The sequence below is a fragment of the Methylobacterium currus genome (genome assembly GCF_003058325.1).
Lineage (GTDB): Bacteria > Pseudomonadota > Alphaproteobacteria > Rhizobiales > Beijerinckiaceae > Methylobacterium > Methylobacterium currus.
Genome location: NZ_CP028843.1, coordinates 5,105,475 through 5,127,283 on the forward strand (window position 1 = coordinate 5,105,475; position 21,809 = coordinate 5,127,283).

The window sequence follows — 21,809 nt, forward strand, 5'->3', positions numbered from 1 at the left end:
TGAGCAACGCTAAGGCGGACTGAACCGTGAACGGGCTGGCTCAGGCGACCCGACGGGTCGTTCGGCCGAGATTGAGCGGGCGGCGACCGTGCGGGAGCGCCGCGGCGCGGTCCCAGAGGAAGTCGCCGGAGAAGGCGATGTGCTCCCAGCCCACGGGTGAGGTGTGGGCCAGAACCTCGTCACGGACCTGTTCGCCGGCGCCCCGGAGATGATCGACGCCATCGGCGATGTAGGTCGTGTTCCACCAGACGATGGACGCGATCACGAGGTTGAGACCGGAGGCCCGGTATTGCTGCGCTTCATGCGAGCGGTCGACAAGGCGGCCCTGACGGAACGTGTAGAGGGCTTGCGTGAGTTGGTGGCGTTGCTCGCTCTTGTTCAATCCGGCCTGGCAGCGCTGGCGCAAGACAGGGTTCTCGAGCCAGTCCAGCATGAACAGGGTGCGCTCGACCTTCCCGACCTCCTGCAGCGCAAGGTCGAGCTGGTTCTGCCGCTCGTAGGCGGCCAGCTTCTTCAACATGACTGAGGGCGCGGCGTGGCCGGCCTTCAGCGAGGCTACCAGGCGCAGGATCTCGCCCCAGTGCTCCCGGACGACATCGGCGCGGACCTTCTTGCCGAGCAGCGGCGCCAGCGCCGGGTAGGCGGTCGGTGGCGCGATGGGAATCAATCGTCGGTCGGGGAAGTCGCGCAGGCGCGGACAGAACCGGAAGCCCAGCATGGCGCAGAGTGCGAACACGTGGTCGGTCGCGCCGCCCGTGTCGGTGTAGTGCTCGGCCAGAGGCAGGCTCGACCCGTGGTGGAGCAGGCCATCCAGGACGTAGGGCGCCTCGTGCGTCGCGGCCGAGATCACCCGCACGTGGTAGGGGGCATGCTGGTCGGAGACGTGGGTGTAGAAGCTGAAGCCGGGATCGACGCCATAGCGGGCGTTGATCTCGCCGGCGGCGGCACCCCGCTTGCCGGAGCGGAAAAACTGGCCGTCGGAGCTGGAGGTCGTCCCGTCGCCCCAAACGGCGGAGATCGGCAGGGCGTGGTGGGCGTCTATGATGCGCGCGAGTGCGGCCTTGTAGGTCTCCTCCCGGAGGTAGGCGTCGGCGGTCCAGACGAGCTGGTCGCGGGTCACCCCCTGGCTGGCCTCAGCCATGCGCGCGAGGCCGAGGTTGGTCGCGTCAGCCAGGATGGCGGCGAGCAGCGCGTTCTCGTTTGGACACGGATCGCCGGTGCGCAGGTTGGTAAAGGCGGAGAGGAACCCCGTGCCGCGGGCGGCTTCATGGAGGAGCTCGGTGATCCGGGCGCGCGGCATCAGTGCGTCGAGCCGCTCTGCGAGCCGTTTCGCCTCAGGCGTGGCGATCGCCCGGACAGGGGTGATGGACAACCGGCCGTCACGCATTGCGACGCCATCGAGCTTTCCCTTCCCGAGCCGATCCGCGAACCGCTTCAGTCGGCGGTCGAGCTCGCGAGCGCGGCTTTCCAGCCAAGCGTCGGCCGTCGCGGGGAGACCCAGTTCGGAGGTGATCGGAACCACCTCGGCCGAGGCCAGCATGTAGCTGTCGAAGCGCCGGTAGGCCGACGAACGTTCGACCCACACGTCGCCCGAGCGGAGTTTGTTGCGCAGGTGGGCCAGCACGGCAGTTTCGTAGAGGCGCCGGTCGATGCGGCCGTCCGCGCGGATCACCAGGGCGTGCCACTCCTTCTTGAACGGCATGGGCGCATCGCGCGGGACCTCACGTCGGTGCGTACCGGCCAGCTCGCGCAGGAGGTGCACGGCCGCGACCGTCTTGTCGCTCCCACAAGCGGCCTTGAACTCGAGCGCTTCCAACAGCGCCGGTGCGAACTTGCGAAGAGTGGCATGGCGATCAGCGGCGCGCACGAGCGGGTCGACGCCGGCGGCGTCCGCGATCTCGGCCACCTCGCCCCGCGCCCGCAACAGCTTGGCCCAACCAACTGCCTCGTCCACGGCATGCAGCGGATCCTCGCCCGCGCCGGCTGCGGCTACGAGCGCGTCGATGGTGCCGCGGAACATACGCATGAGCCGCCCGACGTCGCGCGCTGTGGAAGTATACTGGCGCGCCTGCGCATTCTTGGCCCGAGTGAAGGCGCCCCCGATCAGCTTGTCAGCCATCTCGATGGCGGCGTCGATCAGCCGAGCCTCGAGGTCGAGGAGCAGCGCCACGATCGTCGCTCGCCGGCGTGCCGTCGTATAGCGGTCCATCAGGTAGGCCGGAGACAGGCGGCCCTCGCGCGCCAAGCGCGCGAGCCGGTCCGGATGCACACGACTCTCCGCGAGAGGGTCGATGCCGAGGGCGCGCACGGCCTGCAACTGGGCGAGGATGTCGCCGACATGGTCGGGCTTTGCCGCGACCGGGATGGTGCGCAGCTCGGTCAGCCGGGTAAGACCGGTTCTCGTCCCCACGCTCGACAGGGCGTCGAGCGCCCTGATCTGATCGGATCCCAGCCCCGCCAGCAAGGCGGCGTAGGTCCGCGTGCGCGCCTTGGCCCGACCGGTCACGCCCGCTCGCTCGATCGTCGCGGGGGCAGGCAGCATGATCTTCGCCTCACGCAGGGCAGCGATCATGGCCGTCACGATTACCCCGCCCTTGTCGGTGGCCCAGGAGGCAGCGGCGGCGGCCTCGATCAGCAGCGGAAGATCAGTGCGGGTTGCCGACCGCAGCCCCAGTGCCGTCGCGACCTCACGAGCGTGGTCGGTCCGGGTCTGGTCCCGCGCGCCGTAGGCCCTGAAGATCTCGGCCGGGATCCGGAGCTGCTCGGCGACGAAGGCCGTCATGGGCGCGAGATCGACATCCGGCTGCACCGCGACCTGGGCGAGCGTCAGCCCAGGATGGCGTAGCAGGGCCAGTTGAACGCCGAACCCGAGCCGATTGCGATCCTCACGTCGGGTCCCGATCAGATCCAGGTCGGCGGCCTCGAAGGTGTAGAACCGCGCCAGATCATCGCGCTCGGTCGGGACGCCGAAGATGCGGCGGCGCTCCTCGGCGCTGAGCAGGTCGCGTCGTCCCATGGACCGCTCCTGAGCGTCCAGAGAACGCCGACGATGATGATGGACAGCGAGGCCACTAGGGACGCATTCTGTGGACGGAGTCGACGGCCCGAGAAGCGCAATAGCGCGATCGTCCACAGAACGACCGGTTGAGAGACGGCGTCCCCATGGCAGATGTTCTCGGTTATGCCCGCGTCAGCACCGGCGACCAGGACGTTGCCGGCCAAGCCAGACGGCTGGAGCAGGCTGGCGCCATCCGGGTGTTCACCGACGTTCGGTCTGGCAAATCGATGGACCGCCCCGGTCTGATCGAACTCCTGGCCTATGCACGCCGCGGCGACACGCTGGCGGTGGTGCGACTCGACCGGCTCGGCCGCTCTCTCGCGGAACTCATCTCCGTGGTCGAGCAACTGAAGGGCCGCGGTGTGGCTCTCCTCAGCCTGGAAGAGAAGCTCGACACGTCCTCGGCCGCCGGGGAACTCATCTTCCACGTGTTCGGGGCCATTGCGCAATTCGAGCGTCGGCTCATCGCCGAGCGCACTAAGGACGGGATCGCAGCAGCCCGCGCCAGGGGAAAGGTTCCTGGCCGCCAGCCTGTGGACGCCGACAGGGTGCAGGCCGCGCTGAAGCTGGTCCAAGCCGGCCTTTCGCCAACGAAGGCCGCCAGCCAACTTGGTCTTGGACGATCGACCGTCTACCGGGAAGTCGCCGCCGCAGGGCTGGCACGCCTGACCTGAAGATGGCCGTTCTTGCTCCGTTCGGCCTTAGCGTTGCTCAGCGTACATCCGTCGCGCTGTCCTCAGCATCGTGTAGCTCTCGGCCCACGCCGCCACCCCGTTGCCGACGACGAAGACGGACAAGGCGACGAGCAGAAGCCTGCGGCGCGGCAAGCTCGCCGTCAGGGAGGCCACGACAGGAGAGCTGATCGCGTAGATCGCCGCGAAGACCGTGACCAGCTGACCGGCCGCGGCCACGCTCACGTCCAGCTGGCGACTGATATCCTGCAGGACACCGGCCACGATGAACCCGTCAGTGCCGATCGCGAACGTACCCACTGCCAGAAGGGCGATTCTCCACCACATGCCGTCACTCCTTGAACCGGGCATGTGTCGATCGCTAAAGGTTGACAGCGCTGTCAGGGTCAAGCCGCAAAGGAAGGGTGATGCAGATCGGCGAATTATCGCGTCGCACGGGGGTCAGCGTGCGGATGCTGCGCTACTACGAGCGGGAGCACCTGCTGCAACCGGCGCGCCGATCCTCCGGCTATCGCGATTATGGCGAGGACGACGTTCGCCTGGTCGAGCGCATCCGCGCCTTGAGTGCCGCCGGCCTCACGCTCTCGACCGCGCGGATCGTCCTGCCCTGCGTCAACGATCACGGAGAGCGGTTCCAGCCCTGCAAGGAAGTTCGCCCGGCCTTGGAACGAGAGATGCGCCGCATCTCCAAAAAAATCGCCACTCTGGAAACGAGCCGCCAGATCTTGATGGATTACCTGAGCGACGTGGGATGATCGCCATCGCGCGTCGCCTCACGCGGTGACGTGCAACCGATGCGAGGCAACGGACCGCGATCGGGCTGCAATCACATCATCGTCTTCCGCCGCCACGGCACCTTCGCGGTCCAGAGGAGGCCGGCCAACGGAGCGGCAGGCCGGGGCCGCCACCGCGAAGCGCGCGCAGGCTTTGCGGCACCGGCCAGCCGTCCAGGGAGGTGAGGCAGGAGAGGCCCGTCCGCGAGTCGAGGGCGAGGGGATGGGCGCTCCAATGCTGAGAGACGATTGGTGCGTGCGGTACCGGAGACGGCCTATGCAGATCCTGACGCCAGGCACGTCAAATGCGGGGCCTCACGGCGCATCCGGCCTGTCCTCCCGATCGTCATCGAACAGAAGAAATACGACGGCGCTCCGCAGCGGCGGAAGCTCGTCCACCACGATACCCCAGATGATGCGGTCGGACAGGTTATGGTATTCGTGCCGCAGCACGTTTCCGATGCCGCGGATCTTGCGCCACGGCACCTCCGGCCGCCGCGCCTGGATGTCGTCCGGCACTGCGCGACTTGCCTCGGAGATGATTTCGATGCCGCGCTGCACGCCGTGCTTCAGCAACCAGTCTCCAGCGTAATCCATAAGGGTCTTGCCTGCCGTCGCACGCTGAATGCCGTCGATCGCCGCGAGCATATCGTCGAGAGCGTGGCGAAACTCACGCGGCGCCATCAGAAGACCTTGACCGCCGATCGCTCGATGCGTGCACGCAACCGCGGATGCAGGCTGTCGCGGGTAGTCACGTCGACTGCGGTCCCCAGCTGATCCTCAAGGAAAAGCTTGATACCGACGAGATCGAGACCGTTGAAGCGGCTCTCGGGATCGTAGTCGATGAACAGGTCGAGATCGCTGTCGGGTCGGGCATCGTCCCGGGCAGTCGATCCGAACAGGTAGAGCGACGTTGCGCCCATGTCCCGCACACTGTGGGCATGCGCCTTGAGCTGGATGATGGCATCGCCGCGAGTCATGATGCCATGATACAGCGCGGCTCGACGCGAGGCCACAGGCCACGATCGGGAAGCGCTCAGGCCATCGCCTCGCGCCGCCCGATCAGCCGCGCCTTCCATCCCAACGCCGGCCGCTCGACGTAGCGCCAGGACAAAGCCGCCACCGCGAGCGTGAAGACGAGCGATGGCCCCAGAAGCATCCAAGCCGAGGTCGCCGGGAACAGGGCATGCAGGCTCTGCTGCACCGGCCAGCCATACAGGTAGGTACCGTAGGACAGGTCCGCCCGAGGATCGAGGATCGGGTGGCGGACCGGGGGGCTGAGGCCGAGGCAGAGCACGCCGTAGGCCTCGGCGAGGAACAGCAAAGGCGGGTAGAGGGCGGTGCCGTGGACGAGGCCCGCGAGGACGAGGAGCGCGAGCGCCAGCGGCCGGCTCAAGGGCGCGCGGTCGGCGTAGAGGAACAAAGCCGCGCCCGCCGCGAAGATCAGCGGCAGGCGTAACGACGTCTCCAGGGCCTTCGGCATCTCGCCGTCGCGCAGGCCGGCGAGCGCGAGGCCCAGAGCCAGGCCGGCGACGAGGAGGGGTGCGAGCCAGCGCCACCGCAGGGTGCCGAGGAGCCCCGCCGCCAGGAGGCCGAGATAGCACAGCACCTCGTATTTGAGTGTCCAGACCGTCCCCATCGGGAAGCGGAACGGGTTGTCCGAAAAGACGCCCGGCAGGGCGGCGTTGCTCTTGAAGGTGGTGAGCGTGCCGGAGATGAACCGCCACAAGCCCGGATCGGCCCAATAGGCGGAGAGGGCTGAGCTCGTCATCAGGCTGCCGAGGCCGAGCGACACGGCGAGCGTCGCCGCGACGAGGCCCGGCGCGATGCGCAAGGCCCGCGCCACGACGTAGTCGCGCGGGCCGCGCCGCATCAGGCTCATCGTGACGAGGAAACCGGAGACGGCGAAGAAGCCGTTCACCGCGTGCTCGCCGAGCGTGTAGCCGGTGAGGCGCGCCAGCGGCTCGTCGAGGATGTGGCCGGTGGTGACGCTGAAGGCGTGCGAGACGACGACGAGGAGCGCCAGCGCCAGTCTCATCGCCCCGAAGGCGTTGTGCGGCCGGGCGAGGCCGGCGGCGACCGTTACCATGCGCCCGCCTCCGGCCGCAGGGCCGGCTCCGCCGCCAGCCCCTCCTGCGCGAGCGCGCTGCGGCCCCGCCGGGCCGCCCAGGCGCCGGCGACCGAGCCGCCGTAGCGCTCGATCCCTGAGCGGCGGAGGGCGAGGAGCGCGAGCAGCGCCTTCACGCCGTTCTTCGCCAGCATCGCGGCCGTCGGGTCCGGCAGGCCGTATTTGCGCGAGACATAAGATCGCGACCAGGCCTGGTGCCAGCGCGAGCGGCGCACCCGGCCGCGCTCCGGCGCGCTCGAGGCGCCGCGCCCGTGGAACGCCACCGCGCCGTGGACGTGGACGAGCGCCTTGCCCGCATCGGCGATCCGGCGGCAGAGGTCGTCGTCCTCGTAGAACAGGAAGATCTCGGGGTCGAAGCCGCCGAGGGACAGGAACAGGTCGCGCCGCACCATCAGGCAGGCGCCGGACAGGAACGGCGCGCAGGCATCCCCCTCCGGCGGGTGAAGGCGCCCGCGCGGGTTGGTGAGATAGGGCGCCAGCAGCGAGCGCGGTTGGTAGAAGAACCGCCCATCGGGCTCGACGATGCGGGGCGCGAACAAGCCCGCATCCGGATAAGCCTCGGCCGCCGCCAGCAAGGCGTCGGCAGCGCCGGGCTGAAGCTCGACATCCGGGTTGACGATCAGCGCGTATTCGGCCCGGCCCGCCGCCCAGATCCCGGCATTGTTGGCCCGGCCGTAGCCCTCGTTGCGGGGGAGCCGCAGCACCCGCGCGCCTAAGCTGGCAGCGAGATCCGCCGAGCCGTCGCGGCTTGCGTTGTCGACAACGAGCGCCGGCACGTGCTCGCGGGCGAGCGCGGCCAGGCAGGCCGGCAGCACGCCGGCACTGTCATGCGCGACGACGACCGCGACGAGACCGGGCACCGGCGCCGATCAGCCCTGCTTCTGCGGCAGGTTGAGGCGGATATGCAGCTCGCGCAGCTGCTTCGTGGTCACCTCGGAGGGTGCGCCCATCATCAGGTCCTCGGCGCGCTGGTTCATCGGGAACAGCACCACCTCGCGGATGTTCGGCTCGTTGCAGAGCAGCATCACGATGCGGTCGACGCCCGGCGCGATGCCGCCGTGCGGCGGAGCTCCCATCTTCAGCGCGTTCAGCATGCCGCCGAACTTCGCCTCCAGAACCTCCTTCGGGTAGCCGGCGAGGCCGAACGCCTTCTCCATCACCTCGGGGCGATGGTTGCGGATCGCGCCCGACGACAATTCGATGCCGTTGCAGACGATGTCGTACTGGAACGCCTTGATGCCGAGGATCGTCGCGTGGTCCTCGGGGTCGAGGGCCATGAAGGCCTCGTGGTCGAAGTTCGGCATCGAGAACGGGTTGTGCGAGAAGTCGACCCGCTTCTCGTCCTCGTTCCACTCGTACATCGGGAAGTCGGTGATCCAGCAGAAGGCGAACTGGTCCTTGTCGGACAGGTTCAGCTCGTCGCCGACGCGGATGCGGGCCTTGCCGGCGAGCCCCGCCGCCTTGGCCTCGGGGCCGGCAGAGAAGAACACCGCGTCGCCGGCCTTGATCCCGGCCTTGGCGGCGATGGCGGCTTGCGCCTCCGCCGGCACGAACTTGGCGATGGGCCCGCGGCCAGTGAGCTGGCCGTTCTCCTCCTCGAACACGATGTAGCCGAGGCCGGGCGCGCCCTCGGAGCGGGCCCAGTCGTTGAGCTTGTCGAAGAACGAGCGCGGCTGGGAGGCTGCACTCGGGGCCGGAACCGCCCGGACCACGCCGCCCGCCTTGATGGCGTTCTTGAACGCGTTGAAGGTCACGTCCTCGCGCAGGAACTCCTCGGTCACGTCCGCGATGACGACGGGGTTGCGCAGGTCCGGCTTGTCGACGCCGTATTTCAGCATCGCCTCGGCGTAGGGGATGCGCACGAAGCTCGGCGAGACCCGCTTTCCTTCCGCGAATTCCTCGAAGACCGAGCGCAGGACCGGCTCCACCGCCTGGAAGACGTCTTCCTGCGTGACGAAGCTCATCTCGATGTCGAGCTGGTAGAACTCGCCCGGCGAGCGGTCGGCCCGGGCGTCCTCGTCGCGGAAGCAGGGCGCGATCTGGAAGTACCGGTCGAAGCCGGCGATCATCGTCAGCTGCTTGAACTGCTGCGGGGCCTGCGGCAGGGCGTAGAACTTGCCCGGATGCAGGCGCGACGGCACCAGGAAGTCGCGCGCGCCCTCCGGCGAGGAGGCGGTGAGGATCGGGGTCTGGAACTCGAAGAACCCGCCCTCGCGCATCCGCCGGCGCAGCGAATCGATGATCGCGCCGCGGCGCATGATGTTGGCGTGCAGCTTCTCGCGGCGCAGGTCGAGGAAGCGGTACTTGAGCCGCGTCTCCTCCGGATATTCCTGGTCGCCGAAGACCGGCATCGGCAGCTCGGCGGCGGCGCCCAGCACCTCGAGGTCGGTGATGTAGACCTCGACCGCGCCGGTCGGGAGTTCCGCGTTCTCGGTGCCGGCGGGCCGCTGGCGCACCCGCCCGTCGATGCGGATCACCCACTCGGAGCGCACGGCTTCCGCCGCCTTGAAGGCCGCGGAATCCGGATCGATCACGCATTGGGTGATCCCGTAATGGTCGCGCAGGTCGATGAACAGCACGCCGCCATGGTCGCGAACGCGGTGGCACCAGCCGGAGAGACGGACGGTCGCGCCGATTTCGGACGGGCGGAGCGCCCCGCAGGTATGGGAACGGTAGCGGTGCATGGGCGTGTCTTGCAGCTGTCTCGATCGGGCCCGCAGGCCGGGCGCGCGGGCGGGCGGCCCGCACGTTGAAGCGTGCCGGCACCCATTCGCGAAGGGGGGAGCGAAGTCAAGCGCAGGGCCGCGGAACGGGCCCGTCCCGGCTTGTGGAACAAACAACGAACAACTATATTATCCCCATGGATCAGAACAGCTTTTTCGGCTCCTTCGAACCGCCACCAGACCCCTTGCCCGATACCCTGCCGGATCCGCCCCGGGACGCGCCCGCGGCGGCCCGGGGGACGCGACCGGAGGCCCGCGCCATGCCTGCCGACCATCACGATGCGCACGTCGAACGCCAGGACACGTTCTTGGAACGCCAGGACGCGTTCTTGGAACGCCAGGAGGGCGCCTGGCGGGTCCTGCCGATCGAGGGCCGGTTCGAACTCGTCTACGAAGACGGCAACGGCGCCTGGAGCGTGCGCCGGTTGCAGGCGCACGAATTGAAGATCGGCCCGGGCCGCGTGCTCGTCGGCGGCACCGACCGCGACCGGGACGGCTATCGCGGCTTTCGCGCCGACCGCATCCACCGCCTGACCGACCGGGACAGCGGCGAGCGGGTGGAGCGCAACATCCTCGACTGGCTCACCCGCCGGGCGTACAGGACGCGGCAGGCCCGCGCCGCGGCTCTGCGCCGGGAGGCGCGCCGGAACGGGCCGCGCGCCGCGTGATTTTCGGTTACCACGCCGCTCAATCCCCATAACCCACGCCGCCGACGTCTCGCCCTCGGCGGCCGGCTCCGCTATAGCCGGACCTATGAAGCTGATTACTTCGACGGAAGAACTCGCCTCCGCCTGCGCGCGCTTCGCCACGCAACCCTTCGTGACCGTCGACACGGAGTTCATGCGCGAGACGACCTATTATCCGAAGCTGTGCCTGATCCAGATCGCGGCACCGGACGGGTCGACCGCGCTCGTCGACCCGCTGGCCTCTGGCCTCGACCTTGCTCCGTTCTTCGCGCTGATGGGCGACGAGCGGGTGCTGAAGGTCTTCCACTCGGCCCGGCAGGACCTCGAGATCATCTGGCTGCTCGGCGGGCTCCTGCCTCAGCCCTTCTTCGACACGCAGGTCGCCGCGATGGTCTGCGGCTACGGCGATTCGGTCTCCTACGAGCAGCTGGTCAACGACGTCGCCAAGGCGAAGATCGACAAGTCGTCGCGCTTCACCGACTGGTCGCGCCGCCCGCTCTCGGACGCGCAGCTGAGCTACGCGCTCTCGGACGTCACCCACCTGATCAAGGTCTACGAGACCCTGGCCCGCGAGCTGATCTCCACCGACCGCGGCGCCTGGCTCGACGAGGAGATGGCGGTCCTCACCTCCCCCGACACCTACCGGGCCGATCCGGACCAGGCCTGGCGGCGCCTGAGCAGCCGGATGCGCAAGGCCCGCGAGATCGCGGTGCTGATGGAGGTGGCGGCCTGGCGCGAGCGCGAGGCGCAGAGCCGCAACGTGCCGCGCGGGCGCATCCTGAAGGACGAGGCGGTGATCGACATCGCCACCTCGGCACCGCGCAGCGTCGAGGCCCTGGGGCGGCTTCGCACGATTCCCGCTGGGTTCGAGCGCTCGCGCACCGGCACCGACATCCTGGCCGCCGTCGAGCGCGGCCTGTCGCGCGATCCCGCGAGCGTGCCGACCCCTGAGCGCGGCCGCGCCCGCAGCGGCGGCAACGGCGCGCTGGTCGAGCTCCTCAAGGTGCTGCTGAAGGCCGTCTGCGAGGACGAGCGCGTGGCGCCGAAGATCATCGCCACCGTCGACGACCTCGAGGCCCTGGCCGAGGACGACGCGGCCGACGTCCCGGTGCTGCACGGCTGGCGCCGCGGGTTGTTCGGCGAGAAGGCCCTGGCGTTGAAGGCCGGGCGCCTGGCGCTGTCGGCGGAGGGCGGGCGCGTGGTGGTGCGGGAGCTGCCATAGGCGCCGCGGGGCCCGTTCGGAGGAGCGGGATCGCCACTCGGCCTGACGGCCCGTTCGCGTCGGCCGCCCGCATCGACATCCCTTACGGCATCCCGTGGCTCGCCGCAGGCGAGAAGCCGGGATGACGCAGAGACATGTCGGCCTGTATGCCTGATCGATCGGCGCTTCCGATCAGACCGGCTCCCAGGACAGGGGATTACTGGAGAACCAGGCCAAGCGGACTTTCAGTACACGTCGCCCTCCGCGGGCGCTGCAGGTGCCGGCCGGCCGACCGCCGGTTGAGGAATCTGCGTCCGAGCCGGCGCCTGCGGTCGTGCTGCGGCGGCCGGCGCACGGGAGACCGGCCCCGCTGGACCCCGCGGGCCGGGCGGTCCCGCCGGGCCCGCGGGTCCGCGCGGCCCGGGCTTGCCGGGACTACCGGCCGGGCCCGGCGGCCCGGTCTCGCCCCGCGCGCCCGGGGCTCCGGGCAGGCCGGTCTCGCCGCGCGGCCCCGCCTCCCCCGCCGGGCCGGTCTCGCCGCGCGCTCCGGGTTCGCCCGGCGGGCCCGCCTCGCCCTTCGCTCCCGGCTCTCCCCGTGCACCGGCCAGCCCGGCCTCGCCCCGCAACCCCGCCTCGCCGCGCGGCCCGGCAGGACCGGCCGGGCCCTGGGGTCCGGCCTCGCCCCGCGCTCCGTCCTCACCGCGTGGCCCCGGAGGGCCGGCTTCACCCCTGGGACCGGGAGGGCCGGGCGGCCCGGTCACGGTCCTGATCTCGGCCTGGCCCTCGGGGCCTGCGGCGCCCTTCGGGCCTTCCGGACCCGCGGGGCCCTGCTGGCCGCACTCGCCCACCACCGCGCCGCGCTCCTGGCGGCCGGCGCGCAGGGTCACGATGCAGGTCGCCGGATGGTAGAGGAGGCGGAATTCGAACTTGCCGCGGGTATCGGCCTTGGCGGTGAAGCGGCCGTCGAGGCTGACCTCGGTGTCCGGCCCGTCGGCGGTACCCAGCACCCAGAGCTCGCCCGCGGTGATCCGCGCCGCCAGGATCTGGATCTCGGCCCGGGCCGGCGCCGCCATCGTCAGGCAGGCCGCGAGGGCCGCGCCCGATCGCAACGCGAAGCGTCCGGTTCCGCCGCGTCCCATCGCCCGCCCCCGCATTCTCGATCCCGTTGCGCCAGGATCCCCTCGTCAAGTGTTTTTCCGCGACGCGGAAAGTCAAGCACGACCGGGTTTTGAACACAGGCGCGATGGTCGAGGGTCATCGACGATGGTGGAGCTTGACCGTTCTGCGTCATGGCTCGGGCCCGACATAGACCGCCCGCGGGCGGATCAGCCCGCCGGCCTGGCGCTGCTCGAGTCCCTGCGCGATCCAGCCGACCGAGCGGCCGAGGGCGAACAGCCCGAAGGCGCTGCCCCGCCGCAGCCTGAGCCGTCGGCGCAGGGCCACGAGGGCGAAGTCGAGGGCGGGCTTCGCCCCGGTCAGCGCCTCGGCCGTCGCGGTGAACGCCCGCAGGCGCGGATCCTCCGCGAGGAGCGGCGCCAGGAGAGCGGCGGCCCGCGGATCGCCGGCGGGATAGAGCGGATGGCCGAAGCCCGGCAGTCGCGCACGGCCGGCGAGCTGGCCGCGCAGGGAGGCGGCCAGATCGGCCTCGTCGAGGGAGTCCCACAGGGTCTCCACCCGCGCGGTCATGCCGCCGTGGCGGCTGCCGCTGAGCGCCGCGAGGCCGCCGATCACCGCCGCGCGGAGGCTCGCCCCCGCCGAGGCGACGCAGCGCGCGGTGAAGCCCGAGGCGTTCAGCTCGTGATCGGCGCACAGGACCAGCGCCCGGCGCAAAGCGTCCGCCCCGGCCGGGTCGAGGCCCCAGGCCTCGGCACATTGTCGGTGGAGCGGCGCGGCGTCCGGGGCACCGCCGGTGAGGCAGGCGCCGAGCAGGCGGACCAGGGCACCGCTTCCCGCCGCGAGCCGGTCGGGATCCTGCTGCCAGGTCGCCGTCGGGTCGTCCTCCGTCGCGGCCGCGAAGGCGCCGAGCAGATCGCCGCCGCGCGGCTCGGTTCGGGGCATGTCCGGTCCGAAGGCGGCGGCCTGCGGCAGGTCCCAGAGCAGGGCCGCCACCTCCTCCAGGGCCGCGGTCTCGGCGAGCATCACGGCATCGATGCCGCGGTAGAAGAGGCGGCCGTCGCGGATCAGGGTCACGGCGGTCTCCATGACCGGCAGGCCCCAGTCGAGGGTGGCGCGGGCGACCTCCCGCGGACGCCGGCCGCGATGACGGGCCGCGGCGAGGCGGGCGACCGCCTCCGCCGCGTAGGCCCGCACCCGCGGGTCGGCGGTCGGATGCGCCTCGATCAGTCCGCGGCTGACATAGGCGTAGAGGGTCTGGCGGCTCACCCCGAGGCGGGCGGCCGCCTCGGCGGCGGTGAGGTAGACGGTCACGGGGACTTCGCGGCCATGCGAGGTTGATTCACGTAATCAAGATTGACGATCTGACCCCTTCGGCGTGCTCCTGTCACCGAAAACGGACGAGGAGCGGACGATGACGATCGGGGCCGGCAATCCAGCCTTCGCGGCGATCCTGGATGCGATCCGGAGCGCCCTCGACATTGACGCCTCGGCGCCGGTGCGGGCGACCGGCGCGGGCGCCCTCCCCTCCCTCTTCCCGGTCAGCGACCTCGCGGCGGCCTCGGTCGCGGCGGCGGGTCTGGCGCTGGCCGAGCTGGTCGAGGCCCGCTTCGGCCGGCGGCCGCTCCCATCCTCTCGCGGTCCATCCCACGGCGTGACGGTCGACCGGCGCCTCGCCGCGTTCTGGTTCGCCCGCTCGCTTCACCCGCAAGGGTGGGACCTGCGGCCGCTCTGGGACCCCGTGGCCGGCGACTACCGCACCGCCGACGGCTGGATCCGGCTCCACACCAACGCGCCGCATCACCGCGACGCCGCCCTGGCGGTGCTCGGCGCCCCGCCGGAGCGGGAGGCGGTGGCGCAGGCCGTGGCACGCTGGCGGGCGGACGATCTCGAGGGTGCCGTCGTCGCGGCCGGCGGCTGCGCCGCCGCGATGCGCTCGGCCGCGGCCTGGGCCGCCCATCCGCAGGGAGAGGCGGTGGCGCGCGAGCCCCTGATCGCCTGGGAGGCGGGCGGGGCCGGCGAGGCGGGCCTGTCGGGGGCCCAGGGAGACCGCCCCCTGGCGGGCCTCCGTGTCCTCGACCTGACGCGGGTGCTCGCCGGCCCGGTGGCGACCCGCTTCCTCGCCGGGTTCGGCGCCACGGTGCTGCGCCTCGATCCGCCGGGCTGGGAGGAGCCCGGCGTGGTGCCGGAAACCACGCTCGGCAAGGCCTGCGCCCGCCTCGACCTGAAGGATCCGGCCGGGCGGGCACGGTTCGAAGACCTGCTCGCGACGGCGGACGTGCTGGTCCATGGCTACCGGGCGGACGCCTTGGCAAGCCTCGGGCTCGACACGGTCGCCCGCGCCCGCCTGCGGCCGGGCCTGATCGATGTCGGCCTCGACGCCTATGGCTGGACCGGGCCGTGGCGGGCGCGGCGCGGCTTCGACAGCTTGGTCCAGATGAGCAGCGGCCTCGCCGAGGCCGGGATGGCCTGCGCCGGCGCAGACCGGCCGGTGCCGCTGCCCGTCCAGGCCCTCGACCACGCCACCGGATATCTGATGGCGGCCGCCTGCCTGCGCGGCTTGACCCGGCGCCTCGCCACGGGGCGGGGTTGCGTGGCACGCTTGTCCCTCGCCCGCACCGCCGCCCTCCTCGCCGCCGCGCCGGCGCCCCGCCCCGAGGAGCAACCCGCCGCTCCGGAGCGGGCCGATTTCGCCGAGGCGCCGGAGCCGACCGGCTGGGGACCCGCCCTGCGCCTGCATCCGCCCGTCGCCCTCGACGGCGTGCCGATGCGGTGGGACCGGCCCGCCGGCCCCCTCGGCGCCGCGGCGCCGGCCTGGTGAGGAACAGGGCCAGTCATCCGCAATCCCCCCCAGGAAAGCCGCGACCACAACAAGCACGACCATCCGGGGCAGGGCTGTCACCGCCGCCCCGTCGACCCCCGGGCGATCAGCCGCCCGCTCAGCACCACCTTGCGCACCGGCTGGCCCGGATTCTTCAACCGGTCGAACAGGAGCCCGATCGCCTGGGCGCCGATCTCGGCCACGGGCTGCTCGATCACCGTCAGGCCGGGCTCGACCAGCTCGGTCCAGGGCTCGTTGTCGAAGCCCGCCAGCGCGATCCCGCCGGGCCAGGCGACGCCCGCCGCGCGGGCCGCCCGCACCGCCCCCATCAGGATCAGGCCGTTCGAGACGATCAGGGCCTCAGGTACCCCCGGCTCGGCGAGCCAGCGCGCCACCTCGGCCTGCGCCGGCCCGGCGTCGGGCAGCACATGGCGCATCTGCGGCTCCAGCCCGTGCCGGCGCATCGCCGCGACATAGCCGTCGCGGCGCTCCTCGGCGGTCGAGCTGGTGGAGCCGAACAATCCGGCGATGCGGGAATAGCCCTGCTCCACCAGGTGGTCGACGAGGGCGGCGCCGGCCGCGACGTTGTCGAGCACCACCCCGTCATGGCCGCCCGGCGGGCCGGTGCGGTCGATGAGCACCAGGGGAAACGAAAACTCCTCCGGCCGCAGCCGCTCGGCGGTGCGGCGGGTCGGCGCGAAGACGACGCCGGTGACCCGCTCCTCCTGCATCAGGCGCAGGTACAGGGCCTCGCGCTCGGCATCCTCGCCGGTGTTGCACAGGATCAGCCGCATCCCGGCCTGGTAAGCGGCATCCTCGACCGCCCGGCTGACCGCCGTGAAGAACGGGTTGCGGATGTCGGCGACGATGAGCCCGATGGTCTGCGCGGATTGCGAGCGCAGGCGGCGGGCCGAGAGATTCGGCCGGTAGCCGGTCGCCCGCACCGCCGCCTCGACCTGCTCGCGCAGGGCGTCGCTGACCGGGCCCTTGCCCAAGGCCCGCGACACGGTCGCGGTGGAAACGCCCGCCGCGCGGGCGACGTCACGGATGCCGACAGCCATCGCCTCGAAAACGTTTTCAGATCCGACACATCCCTTGTGGCAGTCGGGCCCGCCGGTTGCAAGTCCTGACAGTTGCCGGCCCCTGGCCCTAGATTGACACAGACTATGAAAACGTTTTCATAGGCACCAAGGAAAACCCGATCGCCTTCCGGGAGGAAGCCCGCCATGCTCGCGTCGACACCGCCGCTGACGCCGCGCGTCCTGATCCGCACAGCCGCCGCCCCCGCGACCAAGGAGGCCGCGATCCGCGAGGCGGCCCAGCTCCTCGTCGCCGCCGGCTGCATCGATCCGGCCTACGAGGCCAGCATGCTGCGCCGGGAAGGGGTGGCGAACACCTATCTGGGCCACGGCGTGGTGATCCCGCACGGCATGGTCGACGACCGCGCCCTGGTGCGCGAGAGCGGCCTCGCCGTGCTCCAGGTGCCGGGCGGCGTCGCCTGGCATGACGGGCAGGACGCCCATCTGGTGGTGGCGATCGCCGCCCAGTCCGACACCCACATCACGGTCCTGCGCCGCCTCACCCGCCTGATCCAGGACGAGGCCCGGCTGGAGCGCCTGCGCACCACGACGGAGGCGGCCGAGATCGCCGCGGCCTTGGCCGAGGAGGCCGCCGCCCCCGGCAGCGCCGGCCCCGCCGCCGACCTCGCCCAGAGCTTCGCCTGGACCATCGATTATCCCACCGGCCTGCACGCCCGCCCGGCCTCCGCCTGGGTCGAGGCGGCCCGCGCCAGCCCCGCCCGGATCCAGGTCCGCCACGGCGCCGAGGTGGCGGATGCCAAGAACCTCATCGCGCTGCTCCGGCTCGGCCTGCGCGCCGGCGACGCGGTGGTGATCTCCGCCGAGGGCGACGACGCGCCCGCCCTTCTCGCCCGGCTCAAGGCCACGGTGACCGGTCTCTCCGCCGGCGAGAAGGCGGCTGCCGCCCGCGCGGCGGAGGCCGCCGCGAAGGCCGCCGCCCCGGTGGCGGGCTGGAACCCCGCCGAAACCTGTCAGGTGATTCCCGGCATCGGGGCGAGCCCGGGCCTCGCCATCGGGCCGATCCACGTGGTCGGTCCCACCGAGGTCGCGGTGCCGGACGAGCCTGAGCCGCTGACGCGTGGCGGCGACCGACTGCACGCGGCCCTGGAATCGACGGCGGCGCAGCTCCGGGCCCTCGCCGACGATACCGGCCGGCGCCTCGGCCAGGCCGATGCGGGAATCTTCAAGGCGCAAGCCGATCTCATCGCCGACACCGACCTGATCACGCTGGCCTGCCAGCTGATGGTCGAGGGCCACGGCGTGGCGTTCGCCTGGCACCAGGCGGTGGAGCGGATGGCCGGCCAGCTCTCGGCTCTCGGCAACCCGGTGCTGGCCGCCCGTGCGGCGGACCTGCGCGATGTCGGCCGCCGGGTACTGGCGCAGATCGACCCCGCGCTCCAGGCCGGCCACGCCCTTCCGGACCAGCCCTGCATCCTCGTCAGCACCGACCTCGCGCCCTCCGACACGGCCGGGCTCGACCCCGCCCGGGTGCTCGGGCTCGCGACCGCGCAGGGCGGTCCGACCTCCCACACCGCGATCCTCGCCCGCACCCTGGGCATCCCCTCGGTGGTGGCGGCCGGGCCCGGCCTGCTCGCCTTGAGTGCCGGCAGGACCGCGATCCTCGACGGCACCACGGGGCGGCTCTACGTCGATCCGAGCGAGCGCGACCTCGCCTCGGCGCAGGCCTGGCGCGAGTCCCTGAGGGCGACGCAAGCTGCCGAGGCGCGCGAGCGCGGCCTGCCGGCCCGCACCCGCGACGGGCACGCCCTCGCCATCGGCGCCAACGTCAACACGCCCGATCAGGTGCCCTTCGCCCTGTCGCAGGGCGCCGAGGGCGTCGGCCTGATGCGCACCGAGTTCCTGTTCCTGGAGCGCGGCGACACCCCGGACGAGGACGACCAGTACGCCACCTACCGGGCGATGCTGGAGGCGCTGGCCAGCCGCCCGCTGATCGTGCGCGCCCTCGATATCGGCGGCGACAAGCAGGTGCCCCACCTCGCCCTGCCGAAGGAGGAGAATCCCTTCCTCGGCGTGCGCGGCGCCCGGCTGCTCCTGCGCCGGCCCGACCTGATGCAGCCGCAGCTGCGCGCCCTCTACCGCGCCGCGCGTGACGGCGTGCCGGCGGGTGCCCCGACGGGGAAGGACGCGCCGCTCTCGATCATGTTCCCGATGATCACCTCGGTGCCCGAGGTCCTGGCCCTGCGCGAGGCCTGCGAGCGGATCCGGGCCGAGATCGGCGCGCCGCAAGTCCCGCTCGGCATCATGATCGAGGTGCCGGCCGCGGCGATCCAGGCCGATGCCCTGGCGGCCCATTGCGACTTTTTCTCGATCGGCACCAACGACCTGACGCAGTACGCGCTGGCCATCGACCGCCAGAACACCGAGCTGGCGCCGGAGGTCGATTCGCTCCACCCGGCAGTCCTGCGCCTGGTGCGGATGACCTGCGAGGGGGCGGCCCGGCACGGGCGCTTCGTCGGCGTCTGCGGCGGCATCGCCGGCGACCCGTTCGGGGCGGGGCTCCTCGCGGGCCTCGGGGTGCACGAGCTCTCGATGACCCCTCGCGACCTGCCGGCGGTGAAGGCGCGCCTGCGCGCCGCCTCCCTCGCCGCGCTGAAGGCGCTCGCCCTCGAGGCCTGCGCGCAGCCCGACGCCGCATCGGTGCGGGCCCTCGACCGTCCGGAGCCCCGCCGGTGACCCGCGTCCTCACCCTGACCCTCAACCCGGCGATCGACCGGACGGTCACCCTCGACCGGCTGGAGCCGGGGGCGGTCCACCGCGCCCGCGCGATGCGGGACGATGCCGGCGGCAAGGGCCTCAACGTCGCGAGCTGCCTCGCCGATTGGGGAATTCCCGTCACCGCCGCCGGGGTTCTCGGCGCCGGCAACGCCGCCGCCTTCGAGGCCCTGTTCGCCGCCAAGGGCATCGAGGACCGCTGCGTCCGGGTGCCGGGGGAGACCCGCACCAACCTGAAGCTCGTCGATGCCGTCGGCACCACCGACGTCAACCTGCCGGGCCTGACCCTCGAGCCTTCGACCCTGCGGGCGGTGCGGGCCGGGCTGGCCGAAACGGCCGGCCCCGGCACGATCGCGGTGCTGGCCGGCAGCCTGCCGGCGGGGGCGGAACCCGGCCTCTATGCCGAACTCACGGCGGAGCTGAAGGAGCGGGGCGCGCGGGTGCTGCTCGACGCCTCCGGCCCGGCTCTGGCCGCCGCCCTCGCGGCCGGGACCCTGCCCGATGCGGTCAAGCCCAACCGGCACGAGCTGGAGGAATGGGCCGGCCGGCCCCTCCCCGCCCTCGCCGACGTGGTCGAGGCGGCCCAGGGCCTCGTGCGGCGCGGCATCCCGCTCGTGGTGGTGTCGCTCGGGGCGGAGGGCGCCGTGTTCGTGCGCGACGCGGGGGTGCTGCATGCGCTCCCTCCGGCGATGGCGGTGGCGAGCACCGTCGGAGCCGGCGACGCCCTGGTGGCCGGGCTGGTCGCGGGCCTCTGCGCAGGCTCGCGCCTCGCCGGCACCGCCCGCCTGGCCCTGGCCTTCGCGGCGGGCAAGCTGACCCGGGCGGGGGCCAACCTGCCGGGACGCGAGGCGGTCGAGGCGATTGCGGGAACGGTCGAGGTTCGCGCGCTGCCGTCTTGAATCCGACGAACACGATCCCACCCACGACCTCAGGATGAGGTCGTGGGTGGGATGGACTGAATCATTTCAGGTCGCTCGAAGACTGCGTCATCCGGCAATCAACAAACCCCAGGAGGAACATCCCATGACCCACTTGGTGGCCGTCGTCGGGGGCGGCGATCTCAGCACCCATGCGGTGCTGGCGGCCGAGGCCCTGCGCCGGGCGGCGGGGCGGCGCAACCAGCGCCTGGACCTCGAACTCCGCGGCCGCGGCGCGACCGGCGCTTCCTTGAGCGAGGGGGCGATCCGGGGCGCCGACGCGGTGCTCCTCGTCGGCACCGGGGATCTCGGCGAGGGCCGCTTCGGGGCTTTGCGCCGGGCCGAGGCCGCGATCGAGGACGTGCTCACCGACGTCGACGGGGTGATCGACCGGGCGCTCGCCGGCAGGAATCCAGGCCGCGACCCCGGCGCTGCGCCGGGCGAGAGCGGCACCGCGCGCATCGTCGCCATCACCTCCTGCCCGACCGGCATCGCCCACACCTTCATGGCGGCGGAAGGCATCCAGGCCGCCGCGCAGGCGCTGGGCCACGCGGTGCGGGTCGAGACGCAAGGCTCGGTCGGCGCCCGCGACGCGCTCACGCCGGAGGAGATCGCAGCGGCCGACATCGTGCTGATCGCCGCCGATACCGGGGTCGATCGCTCGCGCTTTTCCGGCAAGCGGGTCTACGCCACCACCACCAAGGCGGCGATTCGCGACGGCAGGGGCCTGATCGCCACCGCCCTGAAGGATGCCGAGCTGCAGGGCGAGGCGGCGACCGAATCCGGCCCCGCCCGACCGGCCGCTGCCGAGAAGAAGGCCGGCGCCTACAAGCACCTGATGACCGGCGTGTCGTTCATGCTGCCCTTCGTGGTGGCGGGCGGCCTGCTGATCGCGCTGGCCTTCGCCTTCGGGGGCATCGACGCGATGTCGCCGGAGAACAAGGGGACGCTCGGCTTCGCGCTGGGCGAGATCGGCGCCAAGGCGGCCTTCGCGCTGATCGTGCCGGCGCTCGCCGGCTACATCGCCTACTCGATCGCCGACCGGCCCGGCATCGCGCCGGGCATGATCGGCGGCATGCTGGCGGCCAGCCTCAATGCGGGCTTCCTCGGCGGCATCGTGGCGGGCTTCGTCGCCGGCACCACGGTCTCGTTCCTCAGCAGCCGCATCCGCCTGCCGAAGAACCTGGAGGGCCTGAAGCCCGTCCTGATCCTGCCGCTGCTCGGCACCCTGGTGACCGGACTCCTGATGGTCTACGTCGTCGGCGTGCCGGTGGCGGCGCTGCTGGCGGCGCTCACCGGCTGGCTCAAGGGCATGCAGGGCGCGAGCGCGCTGCTGCTCGGCCTGATCCTCGGCGCCATGATGGCGGTCGACATGGGCGGGCCGATCAACAAGGCGGCCTACGCCTCCTCCGCCGCCCTGATCTCCTCGGGCATCTACGCCCCGATGGCCGCCGTGATGCTCGCCGGCATGACCCCGCCGCTCGGCATCGCGCTCGCCACCCGGCTCTTCCCCGGCCGCTTCAGCGCGGCGGAGCGCGAGGCCGGCAGCGCCGCGGCGGTGCTGGGTGCGGCCTTCATCACCGAGGGCGCGATCCCCTTCGCCGCCGCCGATCCGCTGCGGGTGATCCCGGCCCTGGTCGCCGGCTCGGCGGCGGCCGGCGCCCTGTCGATGACCCTCGGAGTCGCGCTCCGCGTCCCTCATGGCGGGCTGTTCGTGCTGCCGATCCCGAACGCCATCACCCCGGTGCTGGGCGCCGTCGCGGCCCTCGTCGCCGGCACCGCGATCACCGCCTTGCTGGTGGGCGTGTTCAAGAAGCGGGCGGCCTGAGCGGCGGATTTCCCGGTGGCGGCGATCCGGAGCGGGTCCCGACCACCCGGCTCGCCG

General features: G+C 72.0%; 18 protein-coding genes. 8 read left to right on the forward strand and 10 right to left on the reverse strand.

Features of this window, described 5'->3' with window-relative positions; all coding sequences use genetic code 11:
- Positions 1-40 precede the first annotated feature (40 nt).
- Positions 41-3,016 (reverse strand): Tn3 family transposase, encoded by a 2,976-nt coding sequence (locus DA075_RS23560; RefSeq protein ID WP_099955289.1) that lies wholly within the window; start codon positions 3,014-3,016, stop codon positions 41-43.
- 146 nt (positions 3,017-3,162) lie between these two features.
- Here DA075_RS23560 and DA075_RS23565 point away from each other — a divergent pair, with 146 nt between their 5' ends.
- Positions 3,163-3,732 carry a recombinase family protein gene (locus DA075_RS23565; RefSeq protein WP_009867463.1) on the forward strand — a complete coding sequence of 190 codons (570 nt, stop codon included), beginning with the start codon at positions 3,163-3,165 and terminating at the stop codon, positions 3,730-3,732.
- A 27-nt stretch (positions 3,733-3,759) separates the two neighbouring features.
- Here the strand turns inward: DA075_RS23565 and DA075_RS23570 are convergent, their stop codons facing one another.
- The gene (locus DA075_RS23570; protein WP_099955290.1) at positions 3,760-4,077 is read right to left on the reverse strand and encodes an MFS transporter; all 318 of its coding nucleotides are present in this window, start codon (positions 4,075-4,077) and stop codon (positions 3,760-3,762) included.
- Between the two features lie 80 nt (positions 4,078-4,157).
- On the opposite strand from DA075_RS23570, the gene DA075_RS23575 reads away from it, so the two are divergent.
- Entirely contained in the window at positions 4,158-4,505 is a 348-nt protein-coding gene (locus DA075_RS23575; RefSeq protein WP_099955291.1) for a MerR family transcriptional regulator, read from the forward strand.
- Positions 4,506-4,838: 333 nt separating this feature from the next.
- On the opposite strand, the gene DA075_RS23580 is transcribed toward DA075_RS23575, so the two are convergent.
- Genes DA075_RS23580 through aspS form a run of 5 tightly spaced genes read right to left on the reverse strand, consistent with a single transcriptional unit; the run spans position 4,839 to position 9,335 of the window.
- A complete protein-coding gene (locus DA075_RS23580; protein WP_099955292.1) occupies positions 4,839-5,207 on the reverse strand; it encodes a HepT-like ribonuclease domain-containing protein in 369 nt (122 codons plus the stop codon).
- Positions 5,207-5,503 (reverse strand): nucleotidyltransferase family protein, encoded by a 297-nt coding sequence (locus tag DA075_RS23585; protein ID WP_099955293.1) that lies wholly within the window; start codon positions 5,501-5,503, stop codon positions 5,207-5,209. Before DA075_RS23585 ends, DA075_RS23580 begins: the two co-directional genes overlap by 1 nt.
- Positions 5,504-5,559: 56 nt before the next feature.
- Complete coding sequence (locus DA075_RS23590) at positions 5,560-6,612, reverse strand: acyltransferase family protein (RefSeq protein WP_099955294.1); 1,053 nt, start codon at positions 6,610-6,612, stop codon at positions 5,560-5,562.
- Positions 6,606-7,511: a glycosyltransferase family 2 protein gene (locus DA075_RS23595; protein WP_099955295.1), complete on the reverse strand. Its 906-nt coding sequence runs from the start codon at positions 7,509-7,511 to the stop codon at positions 6,606-6,608. The genes DA075_RS23590 and DA075_RS23595 overlap by 7 nt, the downstream gene beginning before the upstream one ends.
- A gap of 9 nt (positions 7,512-7,520) precedes the next feature.
- Entirely contained in the window at positions 7,521-9,335 is a 1,815-nt protein-coding gene (aspS, locus tag DA075_RS23600) for an aspartate--tRNA ligase (RefSeq protein ID WP_099955296.1), read from the reverse strand.
- Between the two features lie 176 nt (positions 9,336-9,511).
- Here aspS and DA075_RS23605 point away from each other — a divergent pair, with 176 nt between their 5' ends.
- Positions 9,512-10,042: a hypothetical protein gene (locus tag DA075_RS23605; protein WP_420813075.1), complete on the forward strand. Its 531-nt coding sequence runs from the start codon at positions 9,512-9,514 to the stop codon at positions 10,040-10,042.
- An 85-nt stretch (positions 10,043-10,127) separates the two neighbouring features.
- Complete coding sequence (rnd, locus tag DA075_RS23610; protein WP_099955297.1) at positions 10,128-11,282, forward strand: ribonuclease D; 1,155 nt, start codon at positions 10,128-10,130, stop codon at positions 11,280-11,282.
- 224 nt (positions 11,283-11,506) lie between these two features.
- Here rnd and DA075_RS23615 read toward each other — a convergent pair whose 3' ends face one another.
- The gene (locus DA075_RS23615; protein ID WP_174800115.1) at positions 11,507-12,400 is read right to left on the reverse strand and encodes a collagen-like domain-containing protein; all 894 of its coding nucleotides are present in this window, start codon (positions 12,398-12,400) and stop codon (positions 11,507-11,509) included.
- A 148-nt stretch (positions 12,401-12,548) separates the two neighbouring features.
- On the reverse strand, positions 12,549-13,688 hold the full coding sequence (locus DA075_RS23620; RefSeq protein WP_099955298.1) for a citrate synthase family protein: 1,140 nt from the start codon (positions 13,686-13,688) through the stop codon (positions 12,549-12,551).
- A 100-nt stretch (positions 13,689-13,788) separates the two neighbouring features.
- Between DA075_RS23620 and DA075_RS23625 the strand changes: the two genes are divergently transcribed.
- Entirely contained in the window at positions 13,789-15,195 is a 1,407-nt protein-coding gene (locus tag DA075_RS23625) for a CoA transferase (protein WP_099955299.1), read from the forward strand.
- Positions 15,196-15,272: 77 nt separating this feature from the next.
- Here DA075_RS23625 and DA075_RS23630 read toward each other — a convergent pair whose 3' ends face one another.
- A complete protein-coding gene (locus tag DA075_RS23630) occupies positions 15,273-16,256 on the reverse strand; it encodes a LacI family DNA-binding transcriptional regulator (RefSeq protein ID WP_099955300.1) in 984 nt (327 codons plus the stop codon).
- A 165-nt stretch (positions 16,257-16,421) separates the two neighbouring features.
- On the opposite strand from DA075_RS23630, the gene ptsP reads away from it, so the two are divergent.
- The 3 genes from ptsP to DA075_RS23645 all read left to right on the forward strand — a co-directional run bounded on the left by ptsP (position 16,422) and on the right by DA075_RS23645 (position 21,752).
- The gene (ptsP, locus tag DA075_RS23635) at positions 16,422-18,968 is read left to right on the forward strand and encodes a phosphoenolpyruvate--protein phosphotransferase (protein WP_099955301.1); all 2,547 of its coding nucleotides are present in this window, start codon (positions 16,422-16,424) and stop codon (positions 18,966-18,968) included.
- Entirely contained in the window at positions 18,965-19,906 is a 942-nt protein-coding gene (gene pfkB / locus DA075_RS23640; RefSeq protein WP_099955302.1) for a 1-phosphofructokinase, read from the forward strand. Before ptsP ends, pfkB begins: the two co-directional genes overlap by 4 nt.
- Before the next feature lie 124 nt (positions 19,907-20,030).
- A complete protein-coding gene (locus DA075_RS23645; protein ID WP_099955303.1) occupies positions 20,031-21,752 on the forward strand; it encodes a fructose-specific PTS transporter subunit EIIC in 1,722 nt (573 codons plus the stop codon).
- The last annotated feature ends 57 nt before the right edge of the window (positions 21,753-21,809 follow it).

Excerpts from the sequence above, each read along its gene's own strand:
- DA075_RS23645 (WP_099955303.1), top strand. The coding sequence starts at position 20,031 with ATGACCCACTTGGTGGCCGTCGTCGGGGGCGGCGATCTCAGCACCCAT.
- rnd (WP_099955297.1), top strand. The coding sequence starts at position 10,128 with ATGAAGCTGATTACTTCGACGGAAGAACTCGCCTCCGCCTGCGCGCGC.
- DA075_RS23625 (WP_099955299.1), top strand. The coding sequence starts at position 13,789 with ATGACGATCGGGGCCGGCAATCCAGCCTTCGCGGCGATCCTGGATGCG.
- DA075_RS23585 (WP_099955293.1), bottom strand. The coding sequence starts at position 5,503 with ATGACTCGCGGCGATGCCATCATCCAGCTCAAGGCGCATGCCCACAGT.
- DA075_RS23560 (WP_099955289.1), bottom strand. The coding sequence starts at position 3,016 with ATGGGACGACGCGACCTGCTCAGCGCCGAGGAGCGCCGCCGCATCTTC.
- DA075_RS23615 (WP_174800115.1), bottom strand. The coding sequence starts at position 12,400 with ATGGGACGCGGCGGAACCGGACGCTTCGCGTTGCGATCGGGCGCGGCC.
- DA075_RS23570 (WP_099955290.1), bottom strand. The coding sequence starts at position 4,077 with ATGTGGTGGAGAATCGCCCTTCTGGCAGTGGGTACGTTCGCGATCGGC.
- aspS (WP_099955296.1), bottom strand. The coding sequence starts at position 9,335 with ATGCACCGCTACCGTTCCCATACCTGCGGGGCGCTCCGCCCGTCCGAA.
- DA075_RS23630 (WP_099955300.1), bottom strand. The coding sequence starts at position 16,256 with ATGGCTGTCGGCATCCGTGACGTCGCCCGCGCGGCGGGCGTTTCCACC.
- DA075_RS23605 (WP_420813075.1), top strand. The coding sequence starts at position 9,512 with ATGGATCAGAACAGCTTTTTCGGCTCCTTCGAACCGCCACCAGACCCC.
- DA075_RS23580 (WP_099955292.1), bottom strand. The coding sequence starts at position 5,207 with ATGGCGCCGCGTGAGTTTCGCCACGCTCTCGACGATATGCTCGCGGCG.
- DA075_RS23590 (WP_099955294.1), bottom strand. The coding sequence starts at position 6,612 with ATGGTAACGGTCGCCGCCGGCCTCGCCCGGCCGCACAACGCCTTCGGG.
- ptsP (WP_099955301.1), top strand. The coding sequence starts at position 16,422 with ATGCTCGCGTCGACACCGCCGCTGACGCCGCGCGTCCTGATCCGCACA.
- DA075_RS23565 (WP_009867463.1), top strand. The coding sequence starts at position 3,163 with ATGGCAGATGTTCTCGGTTATGCCCGCGTCAGCACCGGCGACCAGGAC.
- DA075_RS23575 (WP_099955291.1), top strand. The coding sequence starts at position 4,158 with ATGCAGATCGGCGAATTATCGCGTCGCACGGGGGTCAGCGTGCGGATG.